This window comes from Phormidesmis sp. 146-33 (genome assembly GCF_052939515.1).
This window is the reverse complement of record NZ_JBJPHU010000075.1, coordinates 1-19,821: the sequence shown is the minus strand read 5'-3', so window position 1 is coordinate 19,821 and position 19,821 is coordinate 1. Positions and strand designations below refer to the sequence as shown.

Below are 19,821 nucleotides of genomic sequence, written 5' to 3'. Positions count from 1 at the left end.
ATCAGCCACAGATTCAACTACAGTTGAGGTGTATTCTAAGTTGCAGCCTAAAGCTCATTCAGACTTCGTTCTAGTTTAGAAAAATTAGCCCTTGACATTTAAGATTCGATTCCGAATTCTTCTCCTTGATGCCATTGGTTCGTTTGGTTAACCAATTGCGGGAGAAGTTGTCTATGTCTTTGATCGATAGCTCGGCAATTCCTAAAAACCGCTTGCTAGCAGCATTGCCCCTCAAAGATTACGAGCAGTTAATACCTTATCTAGAGGCCGTAGCGCTCCCAATTAGAACAGTCCTCTACCGAGAAGGGGAAATGATCGATTGGGTGTATTTTCCTTCTGATTCTATGGTATCTCTGGTAGTCATTATGGAAGATGGGGCTACTGCCGAAGTTGCGCTAGTTGGCAAAGAAGGCATGATTGGAGTCACTAGTTGTTTGGGTAACACGATCGCTCGAAATGAAGCAAATGTACAAATCGCAGATGGGGCGATGCGAATGTCAGCCCATCAGCTAAAAATCGAGTTCGATCGCGGTGGTGCGCTTCAACAATTACTGCTACGCTACACAGAATTAGCTTTTAGCCATGCGTCGCGCCTTGCTGCCTGCAATCGGTTGCACACGATCGAAGAACGGCTAGCTCGCTGGCTGCTGATGGTACAAGACTCGATGGAGATTGATCAATTTCCTTTGACGCAAGAGATTATCTCTCAGATGCTAGGCGTTCGGCGCTCTGGAGTTACGCTGGTCATCGGAGTGTTGCAGAAAGCAGGGATCATTCAGAGCAGTCGGGGAATGGTTAGGATTTGCGATCGCCCCGCTCTAGAAGCTGTCGCTTGTGAATGTTATGGCGTGATGCGATTAGAGATTGATCAGTTGAGCAGTTTTAGACCAGGTTTTGAGCCTTTTCGCTCTAGCGAAAAGGCCACGATTAATTTGAGTTTTTTGATGTCGCTTTCAACAAATCGACGACCCCTTTGACCAAGGTTTCCAGATCAACAGGTTTAGTGAAATGCCCTTGAAAGCCTGCCAAAAATCCCTGGAGTCGATCTTCTTCGCGGGTACACGTCGTAACGGCGATCGCCAAAATGGGCGTTTCTCCTCGTTGAGCTTCTAGCAGCCTGACGCGACGAATTAGAGAGTAGCCGTCTTCTTCTGGAAGACAAATTTCACTGATCAAAATGTCAGGTCTAGACTGCTGAAGTGTCTCTAATCCGTCCTTAACTGAGGCAACCGTCACAACATCGGCACCATACGCTTGAAAAAAACAAGTAAGAAGCGCTCTGGTATCGAGATTGTCATCTACAATCAAAAACTGTAGCCCGACCAGCGGCAAAGCATCGGCGCAATTACTTGTGTTGTTTGTAGACTGACAATCCTCGCGCTCAAATCTCATTTCGCTACCCATCAGAAGTTTAGACCGAGGGTTAGAAACCTTCTGATAGAAAGGATAGAATTGTCAATCGCTCCCTTCTGTACGTTTTTGACGATCGCCCTTTACTGAATGGAAGCTCCTCATTTGTAGAGGATTTAGAGGCTATTTAGATTTGTGAGATGATGGTTGAATGGTCGTTCATCGCAACGAGGTATAGGCATTTTTATACTTTTCAACCATCATCTCAGACCTAGGAACCTATGGCGATCGCAGCGGTTTAGGGCTGTTGGGCTAGTTCCATCAAGCGGCGAATCCGTTCCTCTGTCGAGGGGTGAGTGCGAAAGAGACACTGCAAGCCTTTGGTCGAAAGAGGATTGACAATCAGCAACAGTGACATCGACGGATTGCCATTCATTGGGATCTGATGTCCCACTTCTTCTAATTTTTGTAAGGCACTCGCCAGCGCTAGAGGATTGTGAGTAATCTGGGCCGATCCCTGGTCAGCGGCATATTCACGAGTGCGAGAAATCGCCAACTGAATCACTGTCGCTGAGAGCGGCGCGAGAATGATCAAAAAGAGTAGCCCAAACGGATTTGTGGCGCGGCGATAGTCACGATGAACCGGCCCATACAGTGCGCCAAAGGTGAGAATTCGTCCCAAAAAGGTGATGGCTCCGAGCTTTTTTCACGCTTTGCGATCGCTGCCACTTCTCGCAACTTTTGAAAACTGAGCAACTTTTGCACAGTAGCAGCGGGCACCTTTTGAGCCAACAAACCCGCCTGCTCACCAAACGGCTCTCCCAATTCCATCGCGACGACTTGCCATTTACCTTGCTGTCGCCGCACCAAAAACTGCACGATCGCATCCCCGACAGCGCCCTCCACGATCGCGTAATCATTAGCCATTGTGATGTCATGCAATCTAAGTGCCTGTTCTGAAAGTGGCTTGCGATTGTAAGCATCCATGACCGTCTGTTTCACGATCGCTTCGTCTGGCGTGCTGTCTGGGGATCTGGGGGCAGCGGGTTTGGGGGTCGGTAGAGTGGCTGGGGTGGGAGCGCTACAGCTAAAAATTGCGATCGACCCTGTTAGTAATGCCAAGTAGATCGACTTCATAGACTTGTTGACTCAATCAATTTGGGTTTGTTAGCCCTACAGAATTGACTCCCAAAATTCCTGGAAAGGGAATGAACCTTCATTTTGCACAAAAGGTTTTGGTGTAGACAGCTAGGGGTGAAAGTAAAAGGCGGCTCCGATCGCCGCATAGGTCACGAGCAACATTGATCCTTCAAGCCAGTTAGATTTGCCGTCGCCGCTAATAGAGTTAGTGATGAGAACGGCGATCCCCACGGATAACAGTTCAAACGCATTAAATTCTAGATTCATCGGTTGCCCAATGACTCGGCCGACTAAGACCAAAACAGGCGCAACAAACATCGCAATCTGTAAGCTAGACCCCATCGCTACCGCAACAGAAAGATCCATTTTATTTTTGACTGCAAACGTCACGGCGGTAATGTACTCCACTGCTCCACCAAAAATCGGGATCAAAATTACGCCCGTAAATAGATCCGTTAAACCTAGCGTGACAACCGCTTTTTCTAGACTGGAAACCAGAATTTCGGACACAAAAACCAGGGCGATCGTACAGACCAACAACAGCGCTACTTGCCGCCACAAGGCCGATTTTGCGTGAGAGGGGTGTTCAGCTTCGAGTTCATTTTCAGTTGCTACACCTTGATAAAGATAGGTGTGAGTCTTCATCGAAAACAGCAGCATCAAGCCATAAAACACCAGCAATAAAATCGATAAAACGACCGAGAAATCGTTTAGCGTTGTGAATTCTAAACTCTTGGCTGTGGTGAGATGGATGGCCGTCGGAGTCAGCAAAACCACCACTGCTAAATTGAGCGAAGATGCATTGAGACGAGCCACTGCGGGCTGAAAATCTTGTTCCTTATATCGCAAGCCACCCAAGAAAGTTGCCAGGCCTAGCGCCAGAAGCAAGTTGGCGATCAGCGTGCCTGTAATGCTGGCTTTGACCACATCGACGAGACCGGCCCGCAGCGCGACGATCGCTACAATCAATTCTGTCGCGTTGCCAAACGTGGAGTTGAGCAAGCCTCCCAGCGTTGGGCCGACCACTTCAGCGATGCCTTCGGTCGATTCGGCAATCAGGGCCGCAAGGGGAATAATTGCAAATCCTGATGCCACAAAGACCAGGACGGGCGGAAGCTCCCAATGTTCGGCGGCGATCGCCAGTGGGATAAAGGTCAACATTCCCAGCAGCACAGTTTGTTTGGTCGTCAATTTCATAGATTCGCTCCTCGCCTGTGAGATTAGATGATTAAAAGAGTAGAAGGTCGAGCCAGTGAGGTGCGATCGACTTCCAACCTCAAGACCGCTCACCAGTCTAATTCTTATTTTTCTAGAGAACCCTGTTTTCCAGAAACCTCACTCTTTGATCCTTCCATTCAAAACTAAGCGACCATTAGCGGGACTTTGCACAGGAAAACAGTTTGAGTCTAACGTTCGATGTCTAACGTCCAATGTCTAACGTCCACAGCCATCCGAATGAAGCCTGTCAGCAAATCTCAACTTTTACCCTTTCAGCCCTTGATGACTTTACGATAAGCTTGCCTCTACACAAATCATGCAAAGGAGCTTACGGATTCATGTCTACTGTGATGGTGCAACTGTTGTTGATTGGGTTGGTCGCAGGAATTGCAGGCGGAATGTTTGGCATCGGTGGGGGCGCGATCATGGTTCCGGCGATGGTGCTGCTGTTGGGAATGGATCAAAAGTTTGCGACCGGAACGTCTCTCGCGGCTCAAATTTTACCGATCGGCATTCTCGGTGCAGGCGTATATTACCGCAACAACAATCTCAGCATTCGAGACGCGGTTTTGATCGCTGCGGGGCTGGTCGTTGGCAATCTTTTGGGTGCTTTATTCGCCAATCAGCCATTTATCAGCAGCGAGATGATGAAAAAGCTATATGGGCTGTTTTTGTTTGCGATCGGAGCACGTTACCTGTTCTATCGCTAAAGCATTCTCAGATTTCTGAATTTGCTGTTGATAGTCTTCTTCGGTGATTAAATCTTGGGGACTCTCGACTCGATCGACAAACATCAGCCCGTTGAAATGATCGAATTCGTGTTGAAAAATTCGCGCCACAAAATCGGTCATTTCCATTTTTTGCAGCTTGCCATTGCGATCGCAGTACTCAATCTCGATCGCTCGACATCTCGGCACCCACCCCCGAATTCCTGGAACACTCAAGCACCCTTCCCACCCTTTAATCGTTTCGCTGGAATGGGAGAGAATGCGCGGATTCAAAATAGCGGTTGGCTCCATCTCAGGCGCATCGGGATAGCGAGGATTGGGACGCGATGCAACAATCATTAACTGACAAGATTGGGCCACCTGCGGCGCAGCAATTCCTACCCCGTTTGCCTGTTTCACTGTCACTAACAAATCATCAATCAACGCCTGAATTTTTTCGTCTCTAACCTCTAAAATCGGCAGCGCCACCTGACGCAAAATTGGATTGCCTAACTCGATAATCGATCGCAGTTCACCCATCGGTTTTAGAAACGTGAATTAAATAAAATCGTTATCTACGGAATCTTCGAGTTTATTAACTTTACAGTCTTTAGAAAATGTTGATTCATTGCGAGACGAATGGTGAAGCCATTGGAAACATATCCGGCATTCACCATTCGTCAGCTTCTACTCGTTTTGTGCGGTCTGAGTTGGAAAGGCCCCCGGTTGAACGGCCAGATTCACGGCTCGCCCGCCTCGACTGACTTCGACTTGCAGCCTTCCACCGACCGAACTGGCTTCTACGGCTTGCTGCACCTGATCGGCCGTCGTGACTGGCTGCCCATTGACCTTCTTGATCACATCCCCTGGTCGAATTCCTGCCCTCGCCGCCGGAGAATTTCGCATTACACCAGAGATCAAAACGCCCCGATCGTCCTGCACGGTGATACCAGACTGGCGATCGCTGTTAATTTGCCGTCTGAGTTCGGGTGTCAGCGTTGTCATCTGAATGCCTAGGTAGGGATGATCAACTCGCCCTGTAGCAATCAACTTCTGAGAAATGCGTTGAGCCGTGTTGATCGGAATGGCAAACCCCAGCCCCTGGGCACCGCCACCAATAATGGCCGTATTCATGCCGATCACTTCACCGCGCTGGTTGAGCAACGGGCCACCCGAATTACCCGGATTGATCGCCGCATCGGTTTGAATGAAGCTCACCCGCTTGTCAGGCACTCGGACTTCTGCGCTCGTGCGACCCGTGGCGCTAATGATCCCCGCCGTCACCGTATTATCGAGTCCCAACGGATTGCCAATGGCGATCGCCCACTCTCCAGGCTTCAACGATTCAGAGTTACCCAGCGTCACCGTCGGCAGACTGCTCGCTTGAATCTTGACCACCGCCACATCCGTCACCGGGTCTTGCCCCAGCACCTTGCCCTGAAACTCTCGACCATCTTTGAGCTTGACCGAAACAGTATCTGCCCCATTGACCACATGAGAATTGGTTAAAATCACGCCGTTTGCGTTGATGATAAAGCCTGACCCCGTGCCTCGCTCAACCCGCGTTGCTGGCATATCAGGAATCTCGGAGCCAAAAAACTGTCTAAAAAACGGATCATTAAAGATCGGCGGTACTCGGTTTCTCACTGTGCGAGAAGCGTTGATCCGCACGACGGCCGGCCCAACTCGATCAACAGCCGCCGCAATAAAATTGGGATCGGTAGCAGACAAAATGGCCGAGCTTCGGCTCTGAGCAATCTGAGTATCGGCCGCTTGAGCAACCGCAGGCTGAGTTTGCAGAAAGTCAGGGGTAACCAAACGACTTCCGGCAAGAGCGGTTCCGGCTCCCACAAAGGGCAAAAGTACATAGAGAACAGACTGCTTCCAGGTCGATCGCCATGCAGCCAGACGAGTTTTAGAATCGTGGTTTGGCATATTCATCGCACTTCAGTTTTCCTTAATCGTAACCATTGGACGGTCATAAAATGACCTTCATGTAACAAGACAACCATCCGGAACTTAGCAGACCTCTCACTGTTTTCAAGAGATTTGAAGTCGGTCGATCGCACTCTAGACAAACCAGATGACCTTCCATTGCAATCTGCTTTGAGTTGCCCGTCAGGAGTCGTATCACAGAGCCATCAAATTTGGGATTAGCGCTTTTGTAGACGAGATTGCCGTCAGTTTGCTCCCTTGTTTTTGTAAGAGACGCTGTAAAAGAGAATGACTCCCTCACAGGGGTGCAAACTGTCATTTCAAGTTCATCTTTGAAACATGAAATTGACAAGCCTGGTTAGTACTTTATAAAAACAGGTGAATGAATGGTTAAGAGCGGTCTGATTGCTGAACTGTCCTCCCCCTAATTGCCCAGATACCAGCGAGTGCTGAGTTAGTGGCTTAGGTTAAAGTCTCTCAGAAGCAGTCTTTCCGCTCTTTTTTTATTTTAGCCCTTGCAGACAGGGCGCGCAGGCGGTCTCAAAGAACTTTTTTTAACTGAACAAAGCAGTCAATCTTTTTAGCATTGTAGAGTGCTGAGATTTTGGCAGGATGTCTGGAGCAAATTTGGGCAGCCTGCATGACTTCTTAGTCCTACTTCTTTGCCCTGATGCGTCGATCGCTTTAGACAGCCAAAATCAAACCGTTCTCTAGCCTCTTTGAGCGCGCGATTAGACGCAAAGTTCGGGCAGCATTTCAAGAGGATGTTTGAAAAGTGTTTTTTCTGACGTTACAGTTTTTCGATCCGCCCTAAATCTCCCTTAAAAAGATGTCAGTTCGATAAACTTTTTCGTTTCGTTGCCAGGGGATTCGCCCCCTAAATCCCCCATTCTGAGGGACTTTGAATCAGCATAATTTCTTTGAACTCTGGAACTTTCTCTGGGTCAAAGTCCCCCAATTTTGGGGGATTTAGGGGGCTGAAGCTGATCGCAACGAAGCGAGTCACTCTCATCGAACTGACGTTAAAAAGGTGGACTTTGAGGTCTTGTTCCCTTTTTTAAGGAGGGCTAGGGGGATCTCCTGACGATTTGATACTTTTCAAACATCCTCTGAGAAGAAGCGGGATCATCTTAATGTGAATTCGCTCAGGTTCTTTCGCGTCAATGTGTGAGACTTTTGCTTTCAACCGCCAACTCTGAGAGATTTTATGACAAGCGTTCCGGCTAAAGCTCTTCATTCACGAAGGAGTTAGAGAGACGTTCCTAAATTCGCGACTACAGCCAATCAATTTGTCGAATTTGCGTCCTTTTGGGCACACAGTTATCACCAAAAGCTTTGATCAGAAACGCTTAGGGTTGACTAAGTTAAGAGCGCGATCGCACGTTGTCAAAAACAGCCTGTCTCAACCAATTGCCCACCATTCATATTCAACAAACCAAAACATCGAGCTTACTAAATCTATCTCAAATCAAATCAGTTATCTTTAACAAATGTCTTGAGTGAATGTCTTAGAAACAATCGCCATTAAAAGGTGAAAAACCTACAACCTCAGTGTAATATAAACTAAACGGCTAACATTAAGTAAGACTTGCCTGCCATCGTCTGTTAGCATCCTCCAACAACCCAACTGCACTGTCATTATTTCAAACCCAAGTTGATGAGCAAAAAGAAAAAGATTGAGCCTCTTGTTGGTGAAGCACTCCTCAAGAAGGTTAAGGAACTCGAAAACCTCAACAAAGAAGAAAAAGCAAGAGAGTGCGGCTATTACACAGTGACCAAAAACGGTGTAGAGCGCGTCAACATGATGAAGTTTTTAAACGCGCTAATTGATGCAGAAGGCATTGAGCTTGACGGCAAGCAAAATACCAACGGGCGAGGTGGTCGCAGTGCCAGCTATCGGATTAGCGTCCAATCAAATGGCAATCTGTTAATCGGCGCAGCCTACACCAAACAAATGGAACTGCAACCTGGTGATGAGTTTGAGATTTCTCTGGGGCGCAAGCACATTCATCTACGCCAAGTTGAGCGACCCGAAGATGCCTTGCTGACTGAAGTGGAATAAACGCAACTAAAATTTGGCTGGCTGCTGCTCATCTTGCTGTTACTTATTGCTGTTACTTAGCGCGCGCTCAAAAACTGCTGGCTGAAGTAGAAAAATCGGATCGCTCGTCATCAATCAAAGACGGCTTCTCCGAAGTTTTCGATGCAGTTTGCTCAACCCACTTGACCAACCCAGGAGATCTCCTGAGCCACATCTTTTGTTTTTCTCAGAAATCCTTCTGTCTGTATTAAGGTAAGAGTACAGCACTGAATTTTTGTAAGCTCACCTCTGGCTGATTCAACTTTATGGAAAACATCGACTGGCTAAATGTAGCACCCGCCGGACTTGCGATCGCAATCTTTCTCGGCGGAATGCTGATGATGTTCACCGGGATTTGGACGGCTCGAAATAAGTGACTTTCACAAGCTATTGAATCTCAGGTAGGCGAGAAATCACCGATGTAGAAGTTGCTTGAGAAGTCTGAGGTAATTTATCCGCTTGGATTTTGATCGACAGGTAGGGCAACAGAACTGATCGCGTCAGAGCAAGGTTGTAAGCCAGATCAATATCTTCTCGCTCCAACATGCCAAGAATTTGATGGGGAGCCGCTCGATCCAGAACAGGGAGTTGGTGAATGCCACGGGCAGACATGCGATCGCGGGCTTCGGCAACTGGTTCGTCTTGATAAGCGTAGAGCAGTTCTTTGGTGCAGATTTCGCCAATTCTTTGAGATTGCAGCGACTGATCGAGGTCACAAACTTTGACTTGAGCGTGTTCCCAGCGAGTGATTGACCGATTGATGTCTTGCAGTGTCACGATTCCTAGCAGTTGGTCTTGGCTATCGACGACCAGGGCGCTGTGCAAATGATGTTCGGTGAGTGACCAGCCCGCTTCGACCAGGGGCAGCGACTCAGAAAGCAGGAGAAATGTCGTCTGCATGGCATCCTCCACAGCGATCGTGTTGAGAATTTGTTGAGCGCGATCGGCTTCTTGAGGAGACTCAATTTTTTTGAGATTTGTCCCGCGTTCTGGAGACTGATTCAATCGCTCCACTAGCCACACGCTCAAGCCCACCGCCGCCATCAGGGGCAACACGATCCGATAGTCACGAGTCATCTCAAACAGCAGCAAAATCGCCGTCAGTGGAGCATTGACACTCGCCGCCAAAACAGCCGCCATTCCCACCATCGCATAGGCAGGCGGAGCCGCAATACTCGCTGCAAACCAGGGCAAAGCAAACGGCAAAATCTTTCCGTAGGCGGCTCCCAACGTTGCGCCCAAAAACATAGCTGGGGCAAACACACCACCCACCAGACCACTGCCCAGACTAATCGCCGTTGCAAACAGTTTGACCACCAATAGCGCCACGAGCAATCTGAGAGAAAACTCCACATCTCGCAGCATGGCTTCAACGGTTTCATATCCCACCCCTAAAACCTGCGGTAGCTGGAGGGCGACCAGTCCCACAAAGAGTCCGCCCATGATGGGGTGAAGTTCTCTCGGAATCTGGTTAATCCAAGCGAATCCCGGAATCTTGCCGTTAAACCAGTTTTGTGACCACTGGAGCGACTTGGTGTAAGCGATCGATACCAGGCTGGCACACAGCCCCAATCCCAGGTAGAGCGGCAATTCTAAGGGACTGCGAACCTCATACACGGGCAGATTAAAGGCAGGTTGAGCGCCCAATCCAATCTGAGCCACGAGCGCCGAAACGACTGCTGACAAAAGAACTACACTCGCTGCCGAAGTTGCAAACGTGGTACCCAAAACGACTTCTAGCGCAAAAAATACCCCAGCGATCGGTGCATTAAATCCTGCGGCCAACCCCGCGGCGGCTCCGGCCCCCAACAGCAATCGCTGGCGTTCTTGAGACACTCGCAATGCCTGACCTAGAAGAATCCCTAAGTTTGCGCCAATCTCAACGCTCGGCCCTTCTGGCCCCAACGATGCCCCTGATCCCAGAGAAATCGCCGCCGCAACCATTTTAGTAACCGGACGCATCACCGAAATTTCTTGACCCGCCTGCACCGCAGCAATCAGCGAAGAAATGCCAGGGCCAAAGTCTTTAAAGCACCAGCGCATTAGCCCAATCAACACCCCGCCCAGAGTCGGAACGCAGGCCAACGTCCACGCGCCCAAGTGAGCGATCGTTCCCATCCCGTCTTCGAGCAGTAGATGATGCAGAATTTCGATCAGGTATCTGAAGGTCACAACTCCCATACCTGCGCTGCCCCCAATTACGACGGCCAAAATCAGGACGATCGTTTCGGGGGACGGCTGGAGGCGAAGTGTACCGGGTAAAGGAGGAGGAGAGGGTGCTTGCGGTTCGGACGACAAGCCTTTTGGCGAAGAAACAGAAGGCATCCCGGATATTTACGTCAGACAAAGTTAATTTTTATTTCTTACTCTCATTGTGAGTCATGAATTACAGCTAAGACAAGAAATTTGCGATCGGCGCTCTATCAAAAGCTAAACGCGATCGTGCCTCAACAATCAACAGATGTAGAGCGATCGTCCCAGACAAGCCAATGGGGCAGTACGATCGCACCGAGAAACCCTCAAAATAGCACTCCTGTTTAGACTGTTGGCGATCGACGTGAGGATCAGATTTCTGCACAAATAGCCCTGAGATTTGAGAAGATTTTCTATAAAATTTCTATAAAAAATCATGCGAAGGGCTTTCTGATCCATACTGGGTATAAAGCTAAACCTATTTAAGGCCACAGAAATTAGAAATCGAGAAAAACCTGGATAGACTCGCCTGAGAGAGGTTTGTGAGAAAAGTCGATCGTGAATTTTTCGCAATGCTCTATAAACTGAGCCAGAATATTGGTTAGTTTCTGATGGCAAGTGTGCCGCTGATCAGTTCTCTTAAAAAAATTGTCATTTTGTCACGTGACAACCAAAAGTGCCTGATGAATGCTGATACCTTCGATCGCCACTCTTCCCCCTGTCCAGTCTGCCATCAGATGGGCGGTTTGCAGTCCGTCAAAATGGTGAATGGTTTGTTGACCTGTCCTCACTGTCGGCAACGGCTTGTGGTCAGTATGAGCGGTCATTACGTTCGCGACCCGTTTTCACCCAAAAAACAAAAGGTGACCGAGAAGATGTTGCGCCGTCAAAGTCGCCCATTGGCAAGAATTTTGCGCGACTCTGGCGTTTCCAAACATTCTCAGCTTCTCGCTCTTTTGGGCAGTTTGATTTTATTGGGGTTCTCGATGGCTGTGGTCGGAGGCGTTGCCAGCCAAAAGATTTCTCTACAAGGCGTGTTAAACCAGATTGAGCGAATGGGTGAATCGCCTCAAACCTCGCCCGATCGCACTCCTTAAGCTGGCGATCGCATTCCAAAAAAGCATTTCAGATCCTTGACCTTCAAAGAGAAGTTGGGGGTCTGTCCGTCTGTTTTGGCCAAAGTTGTTCTTCTAAATTGAGAATGTAAATTTTTAGAAACAACATTATGAGCTAATACTCGGCTATTTGTAAATAAACGTAAGCAAATATCTCAGAGTTCTTATCAAATTGTGTCAGATACTCGCCAGAATGCTTTTCTGGTATGCGTTTTCTGGTAAAAACATACACGGGGATAACTTTACGTCTGCACCCGCTTGTGAGAGAAAACGACTTCAAGAAACTTCAAGAAGGTTGCTCTAAGCGCTGAGGAAACTTCGATTTCCTATCTGTATAGACTATCTCCGTCTGAATTTTAGACAGCAGCAACGGCTCGTCAAAAGTTCACTCCCTCGACTGACTAGAAGAAGAGAACACGCATCGCAAGGAGTCTCACTAGCATGTTCACCCACGTCAAGCCCACCATTAGACACATTGCACCCGACAACCTTCAGGGACGGTCTTTAGTAAAGGTGGTCTATGTCGTGCTAGAGCCGCAATATCAAAGCGCGCTCTCTGCTGCCATTCGATCGATTAACCAAAACCATCCCAATCTCGCGTATGAAATCAGCGGCTATCTGATTGAAGAACTGCGGGATGCTGAAAATTACGAAAACTTTAAGCGAGATGTCTCTGAAGCTAATATTTTCATTGCCTCGCTCATTTTCTTAGAAGACCTGGCTGATAAGGTCGTCGCAGCGGTCGAGCCTTATCGCGATCGCCTCGATGTGGCCGTCGTCTTCCCGTCGATGCCGCAGGTGATGCGGTTGAATAAGATGGGTAGCTTTTCGATGGCTCAGTTGGGTCAGTCAAAGAGCGCGATCGCCCAATTTATGAAAAAGCGCAAAGAAAAGCAAGGCGCTGGCTTTCAAGATGGCATGTTAAAGCTGCTGCAAACTCTGCCCAAAGTGCTGAAATATCTGCCGATGGACAAAGCGCAGGATGCTCGCAACTTTATGTTGAGCTTTCAATACTGGCTGGGTGGCTCACAGGAAAATCTGGAAAACTTCCTGCTGATGCTGACCGACAAGTATGTGATCAAAGACAAAGATGTGAAAGTGCTGGCGTATCAGGAGCCTGTCACCTATCCTGATCTGGGCATCTGGCATCCCCTCGCGCCTCAGATGTTTGAGGATGTTAAAGAATATTTGAACTGGTTTGATTCACGCAAAGACATTCCTGCTGACACCAAAGATCCGTTAGTGCCCTGTGTGGGATTGGTGCTGCAAAGAACGCACTTAGTCACGGGAGACGACGCTCACTATGTCGCAATGGTGCAGGAATTGGAGTGCATGGGCGCACGAGTCATTCCCGTTTTTGCGGGGGGATTAGACTTCTCGAAGCCTGTGGATGCGTTTTTCTACGATCCGATTTCCAAGAATGCGGTAGTGGATGTGGTGGTCTCGCTGACTGGATTTGCGCTAGTGGGCGGCCCGGCTCGTCAAGATCACCCCAAAGCGATCGAGTCCCTCAAGCGTCTCAACCGTCCTTATATGGTGGCGTTGCCGTTGGTCTTCCAAACGACGGAAGAATGGCAGGACAGTGACCTGGGATTGCACCCGATTCAAGTGGCGTTGCAGATTGCCTTACCTGAATTGGATGGTGGGATCGAACCGATTATCCTTTCTGGACGCGACGGCAATACCGGGAAAGCGATCGCCCTTCAAGATCGAGTGGAAGCGATCGCGCAACGAGCCATGAAGTGGGCCAGCCTCCGCCGCAAACCCAAACTTGAGAAGCGCATTGCCATCACGGTTTTCAGCTTTCCACCCGACAAAGGTAATGTGGGGACGGCGGCTTATTTAGATGTCTTTGGCTCCATTCACAAAGTTTTGGAAGCGCTACAAAACAATGGGTATGATGTTGCAGGCGTTCCGGATACGGCCGAAGCGCTGATGCTGGAAGTGTTGCACGATGCCAGAGCGCAATACAACAGTCCCGAATTGAACATTGCTTATCGGATGTCGGTGCCGGAATATGAGGAGCTAACGCCTTATTCTGAGAAGCTGCACGAATCCTGGGGCCCGCCTCCTGGACATTTGAACACAGATGGTCAAAATCTGCTGGTGTACGGCAAATCGTTTGGTAACGTGTTTATCGGAGTGCAGCCGACCTTTGGGTATGAAGGCGATCCGATGCGGTTGTTGTTCTCGCGATCGGCCAGTCCCCATCACGGGTTTGCCGCCTACTACACGTATTTAGAGAAGATCTGGAAGGCTGACGCGGTGTTGCACTTTGGCACCCACGGATCGCTAGAATTCATGCCTGGTAAGCAGATTGGGATGTCGGGTGACTGCTTCCCCGATAGCTTGATTGGCACCATTCCCAACCTCTATTATTACGCAGCAAACAATCCGTCTGAAGCGACGATCGCCAAGCGACGATCCTATGCCGAAACGATCAGTTACCTCACGCCTCCTGCTGAAAATGCTGGACTGTACAAGGGTTTGAAGGAACTGGGCGAACTGGTTGCGTCTTACCAATCGCTCAGAGATTCGGGTCGGGGGGTGCAGATTGTCGATACGATCGTTGACAAATGTCGGATTGTCAATCTCGATCGTGACATCGCTCTCCCCGATCACAGCGTCAGAGAGATGACGGTTGAGGAACAAGACAACATTGTGGGCAAGGTTTACATCAAACTGATGGAGATCGAATCGCGGCTATTGCCTTGTGGTTTACACGTAATTGGTAAGCCTCCGACGGCGGAAGAAGCGATCGCAACTTTAGTCAACATTGCCAGTTTGGATCGGGCCGAAGATGATGTCGTCAGCTTGACTCGGATCATTGCGAATAGCGTGGGCCGTGATATTGACGATATTTATCAAGGGAGCGATCGCGGCGTTCTCGAAGACGTTCAGCTTTTGCAAGACATTACGATGGCTGTTCGCGATGCAGTGGGCGCGATGGTGCAGGCTCAAATCGATGCAGATGGGCGCGTTTCTAAGGTGACGATGCTCAACTTCTTCAACATGGGCAAAAAGGAACCCTGGATCGAGTCGCTGCACAGTGCAGGCTACACCAAAGTCGATGTCGAACAAATCAAGCCGCTGTTTGAGTATCTGGAATTTTGCCTCAAGCAAGTCGTTGCAGACAATGAACTCGGCGCACTGCTAACCGGATTGGAAGGTGAATACATTATTCCTGGGCCGGGTGGCGATCCGATTCGCAATCCTGACGTGTTGCCGACGGGTAAGAACATTCACGCCCTTGATCCCCAATCGATTCCGACAGCGGCGGCGGTCAAGTCTGCCAAAATTGTCGTCGATCGCCTCTTAGCTCGTCAGTGTGCCGAAAATGAAGGCCGCTATCCTGAAACGATCGCCTGCGTTCTCTGGGGAACCGACAACATCAAAACCTACGGCGAATCGCTGGCGCAAATCTTCTGGATGGTTGGGGTGCGTCCGGTTCCCGATTCTCTGGGACGGATCAACAAAGTTGAGTTGATTTCGCTCGAAGAGTTGGGTCGTCCGCGCATTGATGTCGTCGTCAACTGTTCTGGAGTGTTCCGCGACTTGTTTATTAATCAGATGGCACTGCTCGATCGCGCCGTGAAAATGGCCGCCGAAGCGGATGAGCCAATGGAGATGAATTTCGTTCGCAAACACGCCACCAAGCAAGCTGAAGAGATGGGGATTAACCTGCGTCAGGCAGCCACCCGCGTCTTCTCAAATGCCTCTGGATCTTATTCGTCAAATGTGAACCTGGCGATCGAGAATAGCACCTGGGAAGGCGAAGCCGAACTTCAGGATATGTATTTGGCGCGCAAGTCGTTTGCGTTCTCGTCGGACAATCCGGGCGAAATGGGACAGGATCGCAAGATCTTTGAAGCGGCGCTCAAGACGGCGGAGGTTACCTTCCAAAATCTGGACTCTTCTGAGATTTCGCTGACCGACGTTTCGCACTACTATGACTCTGATCCGACGAAGGTAGTTTCTCGCCTGAGAGATGACGGCAAAGCGCCTGTTTCTTTCATCGCAGATACGACGACGGCCAATGCTCAAGTCCGTACGCTGTCTGAGACGGTGAGATTGGATGCGCGCACCAAGTTACTCAATCCCAAATGGTATGAGGGAATGCTGAGTCATGGCTATGAAGGCGTTCGTGAACTGTCAAAGCGATTAGTTAACACAATGGGTTGGTCAGCAACCGCAGGAGCCGTAGACAATTGGATCTATGAAGACGCGAATGATACGTTTATCAAAGATGCAGAAATGCAAAAGCGATTGCTAGATCTCAATCCAAACTCGTTCCGTAAAATGGTGACGACATTGCTAGAGGCAAACGGTCGAGGATACTGGGAAACCAGCGAAGAAAATCTCGACAAACTGCGTGAACTTTATCAAGAAGTTGAGGACAAGATCGAAGGCATCGAGTAGTCAATTTCTCTAACTTAAAGGAATAATGGGGGATGTGAACAATCATGTCCCTTTTTTTATGTCCCTTTTTTAAGCGAAATCATGTTGACGATCGCCACCTGGAATCTTCAGAAATTAACGCCCGCAGTTGGAGTAGAAAAGATTCAATTAAACAAAAGATTAAAGAAATCGATGCAGATATTTGGGTGTTTACAGAAGTCAGATACGGTGATAACTTGCCTCTAAATTGCCTACCTATAGCAATCCTAAATCACTCGTGAAATGCAGAATTGATCGTGCCCCCTAAATCCCCCAACTTTGGGGGACTTTGAGCAGAGAGACTTCCTAGATTCCAAGACCTATTCCCAAGTTTCAAAGTCCCCCAGAATAGGGGATTTAGGGGGCGAAGCGGACTGGAACAGAGCGACAAAAATCTGTTCATGACTCATTTAGGATTGCTACATGATTAGCAAATCGCCAAAATATCGACCACATTTGCATCAGTCAAAACATTGCCAAAAGTCATCAGATATCAGCCTGGGAAAGCTTCACAAACACGATTAAAATGAGCGATCATAATGATGTAGTGGCTAAAGTCTTGATCGAAGGCGAATGAAGCAATGGTAGAACTCAAAGCCAAAGTAGTCACAAATGCCTGGGTTCCTGCGTCGTGGGAGGAGTATCTTCAGACGATCGACGATCCCGCCCATGAAAAAGCAAAAGGCTACTATTACCAAGGAAACATGAGGGTTGAGATGGCAGCAGTTGGATGTGACCATGCGGATGACCACGCCGTCATTCTTTTTGCAGTCTTTTTGTTTGCGACTCTCAAAGGGATTGCATTTCGATCGCTCGATAACTGCTCCTTCCGTAAAGTAGGTGTGCAAGAATTTCAGCCTGATGTGTCTTACTACATCGGAGATCGCGCCAGACTGATTCCAAGAGGAACCAATATCGTAGATCTTGATTTGTATCCTGTTCCTGACCTCGTGATCGAAGTTTCTAAAACGTCACTTCTCGACGATCGCGGCAACAAACGCACTTTATACGAAGAACTAGGCATATCTGAATATTGGGTTGTGGATGTCGAAAAAGCAGAAATTTTGGCGTTTCAAATGATCGATCGCGGCAGCAAAAGAATTGATCAATCTCAAGTGCTACCAGGCTTAGAATTTACAGTTTTAGAAACCGCCCTTCGTCAAAGTCGAGAAACCGATCAATCGCAAGTGGGAGGGTGGCTGCTTACTCAGTTTCAAACCCATTAGAAGTAAGTTACAAACTTATTTTTCTAACAACTCTTTGCCTCGACGATAAATTTCTTGTGCGTAGTCTGTCCAGGCTCCCTGCCCCCAATATCGAAAACAACTGGTTTGCAACACAAGGTTATAGAGCAACGATCGACGGTAGCTATCTTGTTGTGTAATGTCGGACGATTCGCTATCAAATCTTTGATGAAATAACGCGCTCAACTGACTCATCGGAGTCAACACATTTTCGTAGCCTCTGACCCAACTCAAGTTATTTGTCCAGGAGGCTCCATCCATGTGAAAATTGGGCTGAGTTTGCGTCAGATCTGCGATCGCTCCCTCCACCAATTCAGTTGTGGCCGCTTCTGGATCGACTCGCTGCCAGATTAGATGTTGAGCGATCGCCTGACAAGTTGGATACGCTTGGTCATCACAGCCCGCCGCCTCGATCAGTTCCAAATATTCTGTCCCCGTCACGCCCACCACATCGGGATTGTTTGCTGCCTCGTGCCACGTCCGCATAAACGCACTAGGAAACTCATTCATCATCACGCCCCCATTTTCACCATCGCCAATCTGTGTGACGATCGAGGGAATGTTGACCCCGGCGATCGTTTGTCGAGACAGCGTTTTTGCCTCATAGTAAGGCTGCATTTGACCTACTAATTTGGTGTCTGAGCCTTGAGTTTTGATCAAAGCTGTGATGCTAACCGTTTCACCGTGGGAGTTGCGGGCGATCAGTCGATGGGGCAGATGACGATTTTCTAGCGGCTGTCCGGTCAGCGTTTCGACCGAATGTTCTTGCACCATCAGCCAGCGATAGCCACAGTCTTTGAGCGCCTGAATGAACGCAAATAACGTATCGGGATGATTGGGTAAATGCATTTCTGGAGGCGAAAATCCCTTCACTCGCGCCAGCGCTTCCCAGCCAAAAATCGCCGCAAAATGATGTTGCCACGCCTGAATGTGTAGCTTGATGTCAGGAATGGGTGTAGACGGCACGACCGCATGACCCCACATTGTCCCCAACCACTCGACATGAGGTTGGTAGGTGCGATCGCACGTCACCCGCTTCAAATTGTCCAGCACATCGCCTCGCCCCATCTGCCTCAATCCCCAAAGCAAATTGCCCGAATAGTCGAGCATCACCCGTGGATTGCAGCCTTGAGCCACCAACTCTGGAATAAAATCACCCATGCGCGAATAGCACCAGGCAAACGTCCCCGCATTGTGGTTGTCGCCAAGGTAGGGATGCTCAAACATCTGTTGGAGATTGCTGATCAACGCGCCATCTGTCCCAGCGGGAATCGTCGGCTGATGCATATGAAGCGCGATCGCAAATGTCGCCTTCACCGATTCGAGTTTGACCGTAGTGGTCGGCAAGAAAACAGCCGCATCGGATTGGGTGAGCGAGCGCACTTCCGATTCGTGACCTGAGAGGTTAGGAAGTCCGTCAATCAGTTCAATCAAGGGAGAGGGAAGCAAAGAAGCCATAGCAAGGAAGGTGAAAGGGACAAGAACCAATCAGCATCAGCAGGATTTCATTCAACCCCCAATTCTGATGCCACTTCAAACCTTAAACCTTAAAGCTCCACCCTCACCGCTTTTCTTTATCCCTCATCCCTTCAAAGGTGTTCGTTCAAAAAGCTCAAATCATCATCGTCTTCCCAGCAAGGCTCAGGAAATAGACGAATCAAGTAATGATTGACGTTTTGTTCTAACTCTAAGATGTCTTCTCGATCGAACAGCCCCGACAACTCGGCAATATCGCGATCGCGCAAAGGTGAGATAGGAGCAGCATGATCGTAAATTGGAGCGAGAGCCGCCTTGGGACGAGGAGAAGTCACCACATTGCGCCAAGGGTTGACTAGCGAGGCTTCAAAGCTGGATTTGCCATACGCTGACCGCAGGGTTTCGTCGCCAGACGATTTTAACGAGACATCTGCTTGAGCAGGTCGAATCGTTTGCCTGCCAGAAGAAGGGGCTAAAAAATCATCGGCTGAAGGTGAAGCAATCTCCTCACCAGACGAAAGGTTCAGCATCAGGTAACTCCGAAAAACTAGGGATTGACGACTGAAGGAGCTTGGTCAAAAAATCGGCTAACTTCAAAGCGTGGCTGTGCATCGTCACAACACGAATTGATCTAGCAGATTAATAGCCTTCACATTGCTTAATAATATGAAAAGCGCATCGCACAGTTAAATCAACCTTGAGGGAGAATGTTGTAGGAATGACCGATTGTGAAAGCAAGCGCCGCACCCGTAGAAGGTTGACCGTTGGCGTTATTCGGCGATTAGCTCAGTTTGCGGGGTGGGGTCAGCACAGGAGGCAGGAGCGATCAACCTAAACCAAACGTGAATTCGATGGAATTTTCTCGCTTCGTGATTCAGCACTTCTGCCCCCCAACCCCCCAATTTTGGGGGACTTTGAGACAATAT

General features: G+C 48.9%; 17 protein-coding genes. 7 read left to right on the top strand and 10 right to left on the bottom strand.

Annotated elements, in window-relative coordinates; genetic code table 11:
* Window positions 1-173 precede the first annotated feature (173 nt).
* Window positions 174-977: a Crp/Fnr family transcriptional regulator gene (locus tag ACJ2PR_RS24175; protein ID WP_446878862.1), complete on the top strand. Its 804-nt coding sequence runs from the start codon at window positions 174-176 to the stop codon at window positions 975-977.
* Here ACJ2PR_RS24175 and ACJ2PR_RS24170 read toward each other — a convergent pair.
* The 4 genes from ACJ2PR_RS24170 to cax all read right to left on the bottom strand — a co-directional run bounded on the left by ACJ2PR_RS24170 (window position 928) and on the right by cax (window position 3,687).
* Window positions 928-1,392: a response regulator gene (locus tag ACJ2PR_RS24170; RefSeq protein ID WP_446869047.1), complete on the bottom strand. Its 465-nt coding sequence runs from the start codon at window positions 1,390-1,392 to the stop codon at window positions 928-930. The two genes, ACJ2PR_RS24175 and ACJ2PR_RS24170, sit on opposite strands and share 50 nt — an antisense overlap.
* Window positions 1,393-1,648: 256 nt before the next feature.
* A complete protein-coding gene (locus ACJ2PR_RS24165; protein ID WP_446869048.1) occupies window positions 1,649-1,945 on the bottom strand; it encodes a M48 family metalloprotease in 297 nt (98 codons plus the stop codon).
* Window positions 1,942-2,487 (bottom strand): hypothetical protein, encoded by a 546-nt coding sequence (locus ACJ2PR_RS24160; protein WP_446869049.1) that lies wholly within the window; start codon window positions 2,485-2,487, stop codon window positions 1,942-1,944. Before ACJ2PR_RS24160 ends, ACJ2PR_RS24165 begins: the two co-directional genes overlap by 4 nt.
* A gap of 111 nt (window positions 2,488-2,598) precedes the next feature.
* A complete protein-coding gene (gene cax, locus ACJ2PR_RS24155; RefSeq protein ID WP_446856172.1) occupies window positions 2,599-3,687 on the bottom strand; it encodes a calcium/proton exchanger in 1,089 nt (362 codons plus the stop codon).
* 27 nt (window positions 3,688-3,714) lie between these two features.
* Between cax and ACJ2PR_RS24150 the strand changes: the two genes are divergently transcribed.
* Both ACJ2PR_RS24150 and ACJ2PR_RS24145 read left to right on the top strand, forming a co-directional pair.
* A complete protein-coding gene (locus tag ACJ2PR_RS24150; RefSeq protein WP_446856171.1) occupies window positions 3,715-3,855 on the top strand; it encodes a hypothetical protein in 141 nt (46 codons plus the stop codon).
* A gap of 65 nt (window positions 3,856-3,920) precedes the next feature.
* A complete protein-coding gene (locus ACJ2PR_RS24145) occupies window positions 3,921-4,418 on the top strand; it encodes a TSUP family transporter (protein ID WP_446878861.1) in 498 nt (165 codons plus the stop codon).
* Here ACJ2PR_RS24145 and def read toward each other — a convergent pair.
* Together def and ACJ2PR_RS24135 are read right to left on the bottom strand one after the other, a co-directional pair.
* Window positions 4,365-4,955: a peptide deformylase gene (gene def, locus ACJ2PR_RS24140; protein ID WP_446869051.1), complete on the bottom strand. Its 591-nt coding sequence runs from the start codon at window positions 4,953-4,955 to the stop codon at window positions 4,365-4,367. The genes ACJ2PR_RS24145 and def overlap by 54 nt on opposite strands.
* Window positions 4,956-5,102: 147 nt before the next feature.
* Window positions 5,103-6,356 (bottom strand): HhoA/HhoB/HtrA family serine endopeptidase, encoded by a 1,254-nt coding sequence (locus ACJ2PR_RS24135; protein WP_446875072.1) that lies wholly within the window; start codon window positions 6,354-6,356, stop codon window positions 5,103-5,105.
* Window positions 6,357-8,007: 1,651 nt separating this feature from the next.
* Between ACJ2PR_RS24135 and ACJ2PR_RS24130 the strand changes: the two genes are divergently transcribed.
* Entirely contained in the window at window positions 8,008-8,412 is a 405-nt protein-coding gene (locus ACJ2PR_RS24130; RefSeq protein WP_446878860.1) for an AbrB family transcriptional regulator, read from the top strand.
* Between the two features lie 405 nt (window positions 8,413-8,817).
* Here ACJ2PR_RS24130 and ACJ2PR_RS24125 read toward each other — a convergent pair whose 3' ends face one another.
* Together ACJ2PR_RS24125 and ACJ2PR_RS24120 are read right to left on the bottom strand one after the other, a co-directional pair.
* Window positions 8,818-10,755, bottom strand: a complete 1,938-nt coding sequence (locus ACJ2PR_RS24125) for a chloride channel protein (RefSeq protein ID WP_446878859.1) — start codon at window positions 10,753-10,755, stop codon at window positions 8,818-8,820.
* A 67-nt stretch (window positions 10,756-10,822) separates the two neighbouring features.
* Entirely contained in the window at window positions 10,823-11,008 is a 186-nt protein-coding gene (locus ACJ2PR_RS24120; RefSeq protein WP_446871556.1) for a hypothetical protein, read from the bottom strand.
* 226 nt (window positions 11,009-11,234) lie between these two features.
* Between ACJ2PR_RS24120 and ACJ2PR_RS24115 the strand changes: the two genes are divergently transcribed.
* From ACJ2PR_RS24115 to ACJ2PR_RS24105, 3 genes are all read left to right on the top strand, one after another.
* The gene (locus ACJ2PR_RS24115; protein ID WP_446856164.1) at window positions 11,235-11,720 is read left to right on the top strand and encodes a hypothetical protein; all 486 of its coding nucleotides are present in this window, start codon (window positions 11,235-11,237) and stop codon (window positions 11,718-11,720) included.
* A gap of 459 nt (window positions 11,721-12,179) precedes the next feature.
* Window positions 12,180-16,157, top strand: coding sequence for a magnesium chelatase subunit H (locus ACJ2PR_RS24110; RefSeq protein WP_446878858.1), 3,978 nt, complete (start codon window positions 12,180-12,182; stop codon window positions 16,155-16,157).
* Window positions 16,158-16,756: 599 nt separating this feature from the next.
* Window positions 16,757-17,401, top strand: coding sequence for a Uma2 family endonuclease (locus ACJ2PR_RS24105; protein ID WP_446878857.1), 645 nt, complete (start codon window positions 16,757-16,759; stop codon window positions 17,399-17,401).
* Between the two features lie 15 nt (window positions 17,402-17,416).
* Here ACJ2PR_RS24105 and ACJ2PR_RS24100 read toward each other — a convergent pair whose 3' ends face one another.
* Entirely contained in the window at window positions 17,417-18,877 is a 1,461-nt protein-coding gene (locus tag ACJ2PR_RS24100; protein ID WP_446878856.1) for a glycosyl hydrolase family 57, read from the bottom strand.
* Between the two features lie 131 nt (window positions 18,878-19,008).
* Window positions 19,009-19,425, bottom strand: a complete 417-nt coding sequence (locus ACJ2PR_RS24095; RefSeq protein WP_446878855.1) for a hypothetical protein — start codon at window positions 19,423-19,425, stop codon at window positions 19,009-19,011.
* Between the last annotated feature and the right edge of the window lie 396 nt (window positions 19,426-19,821).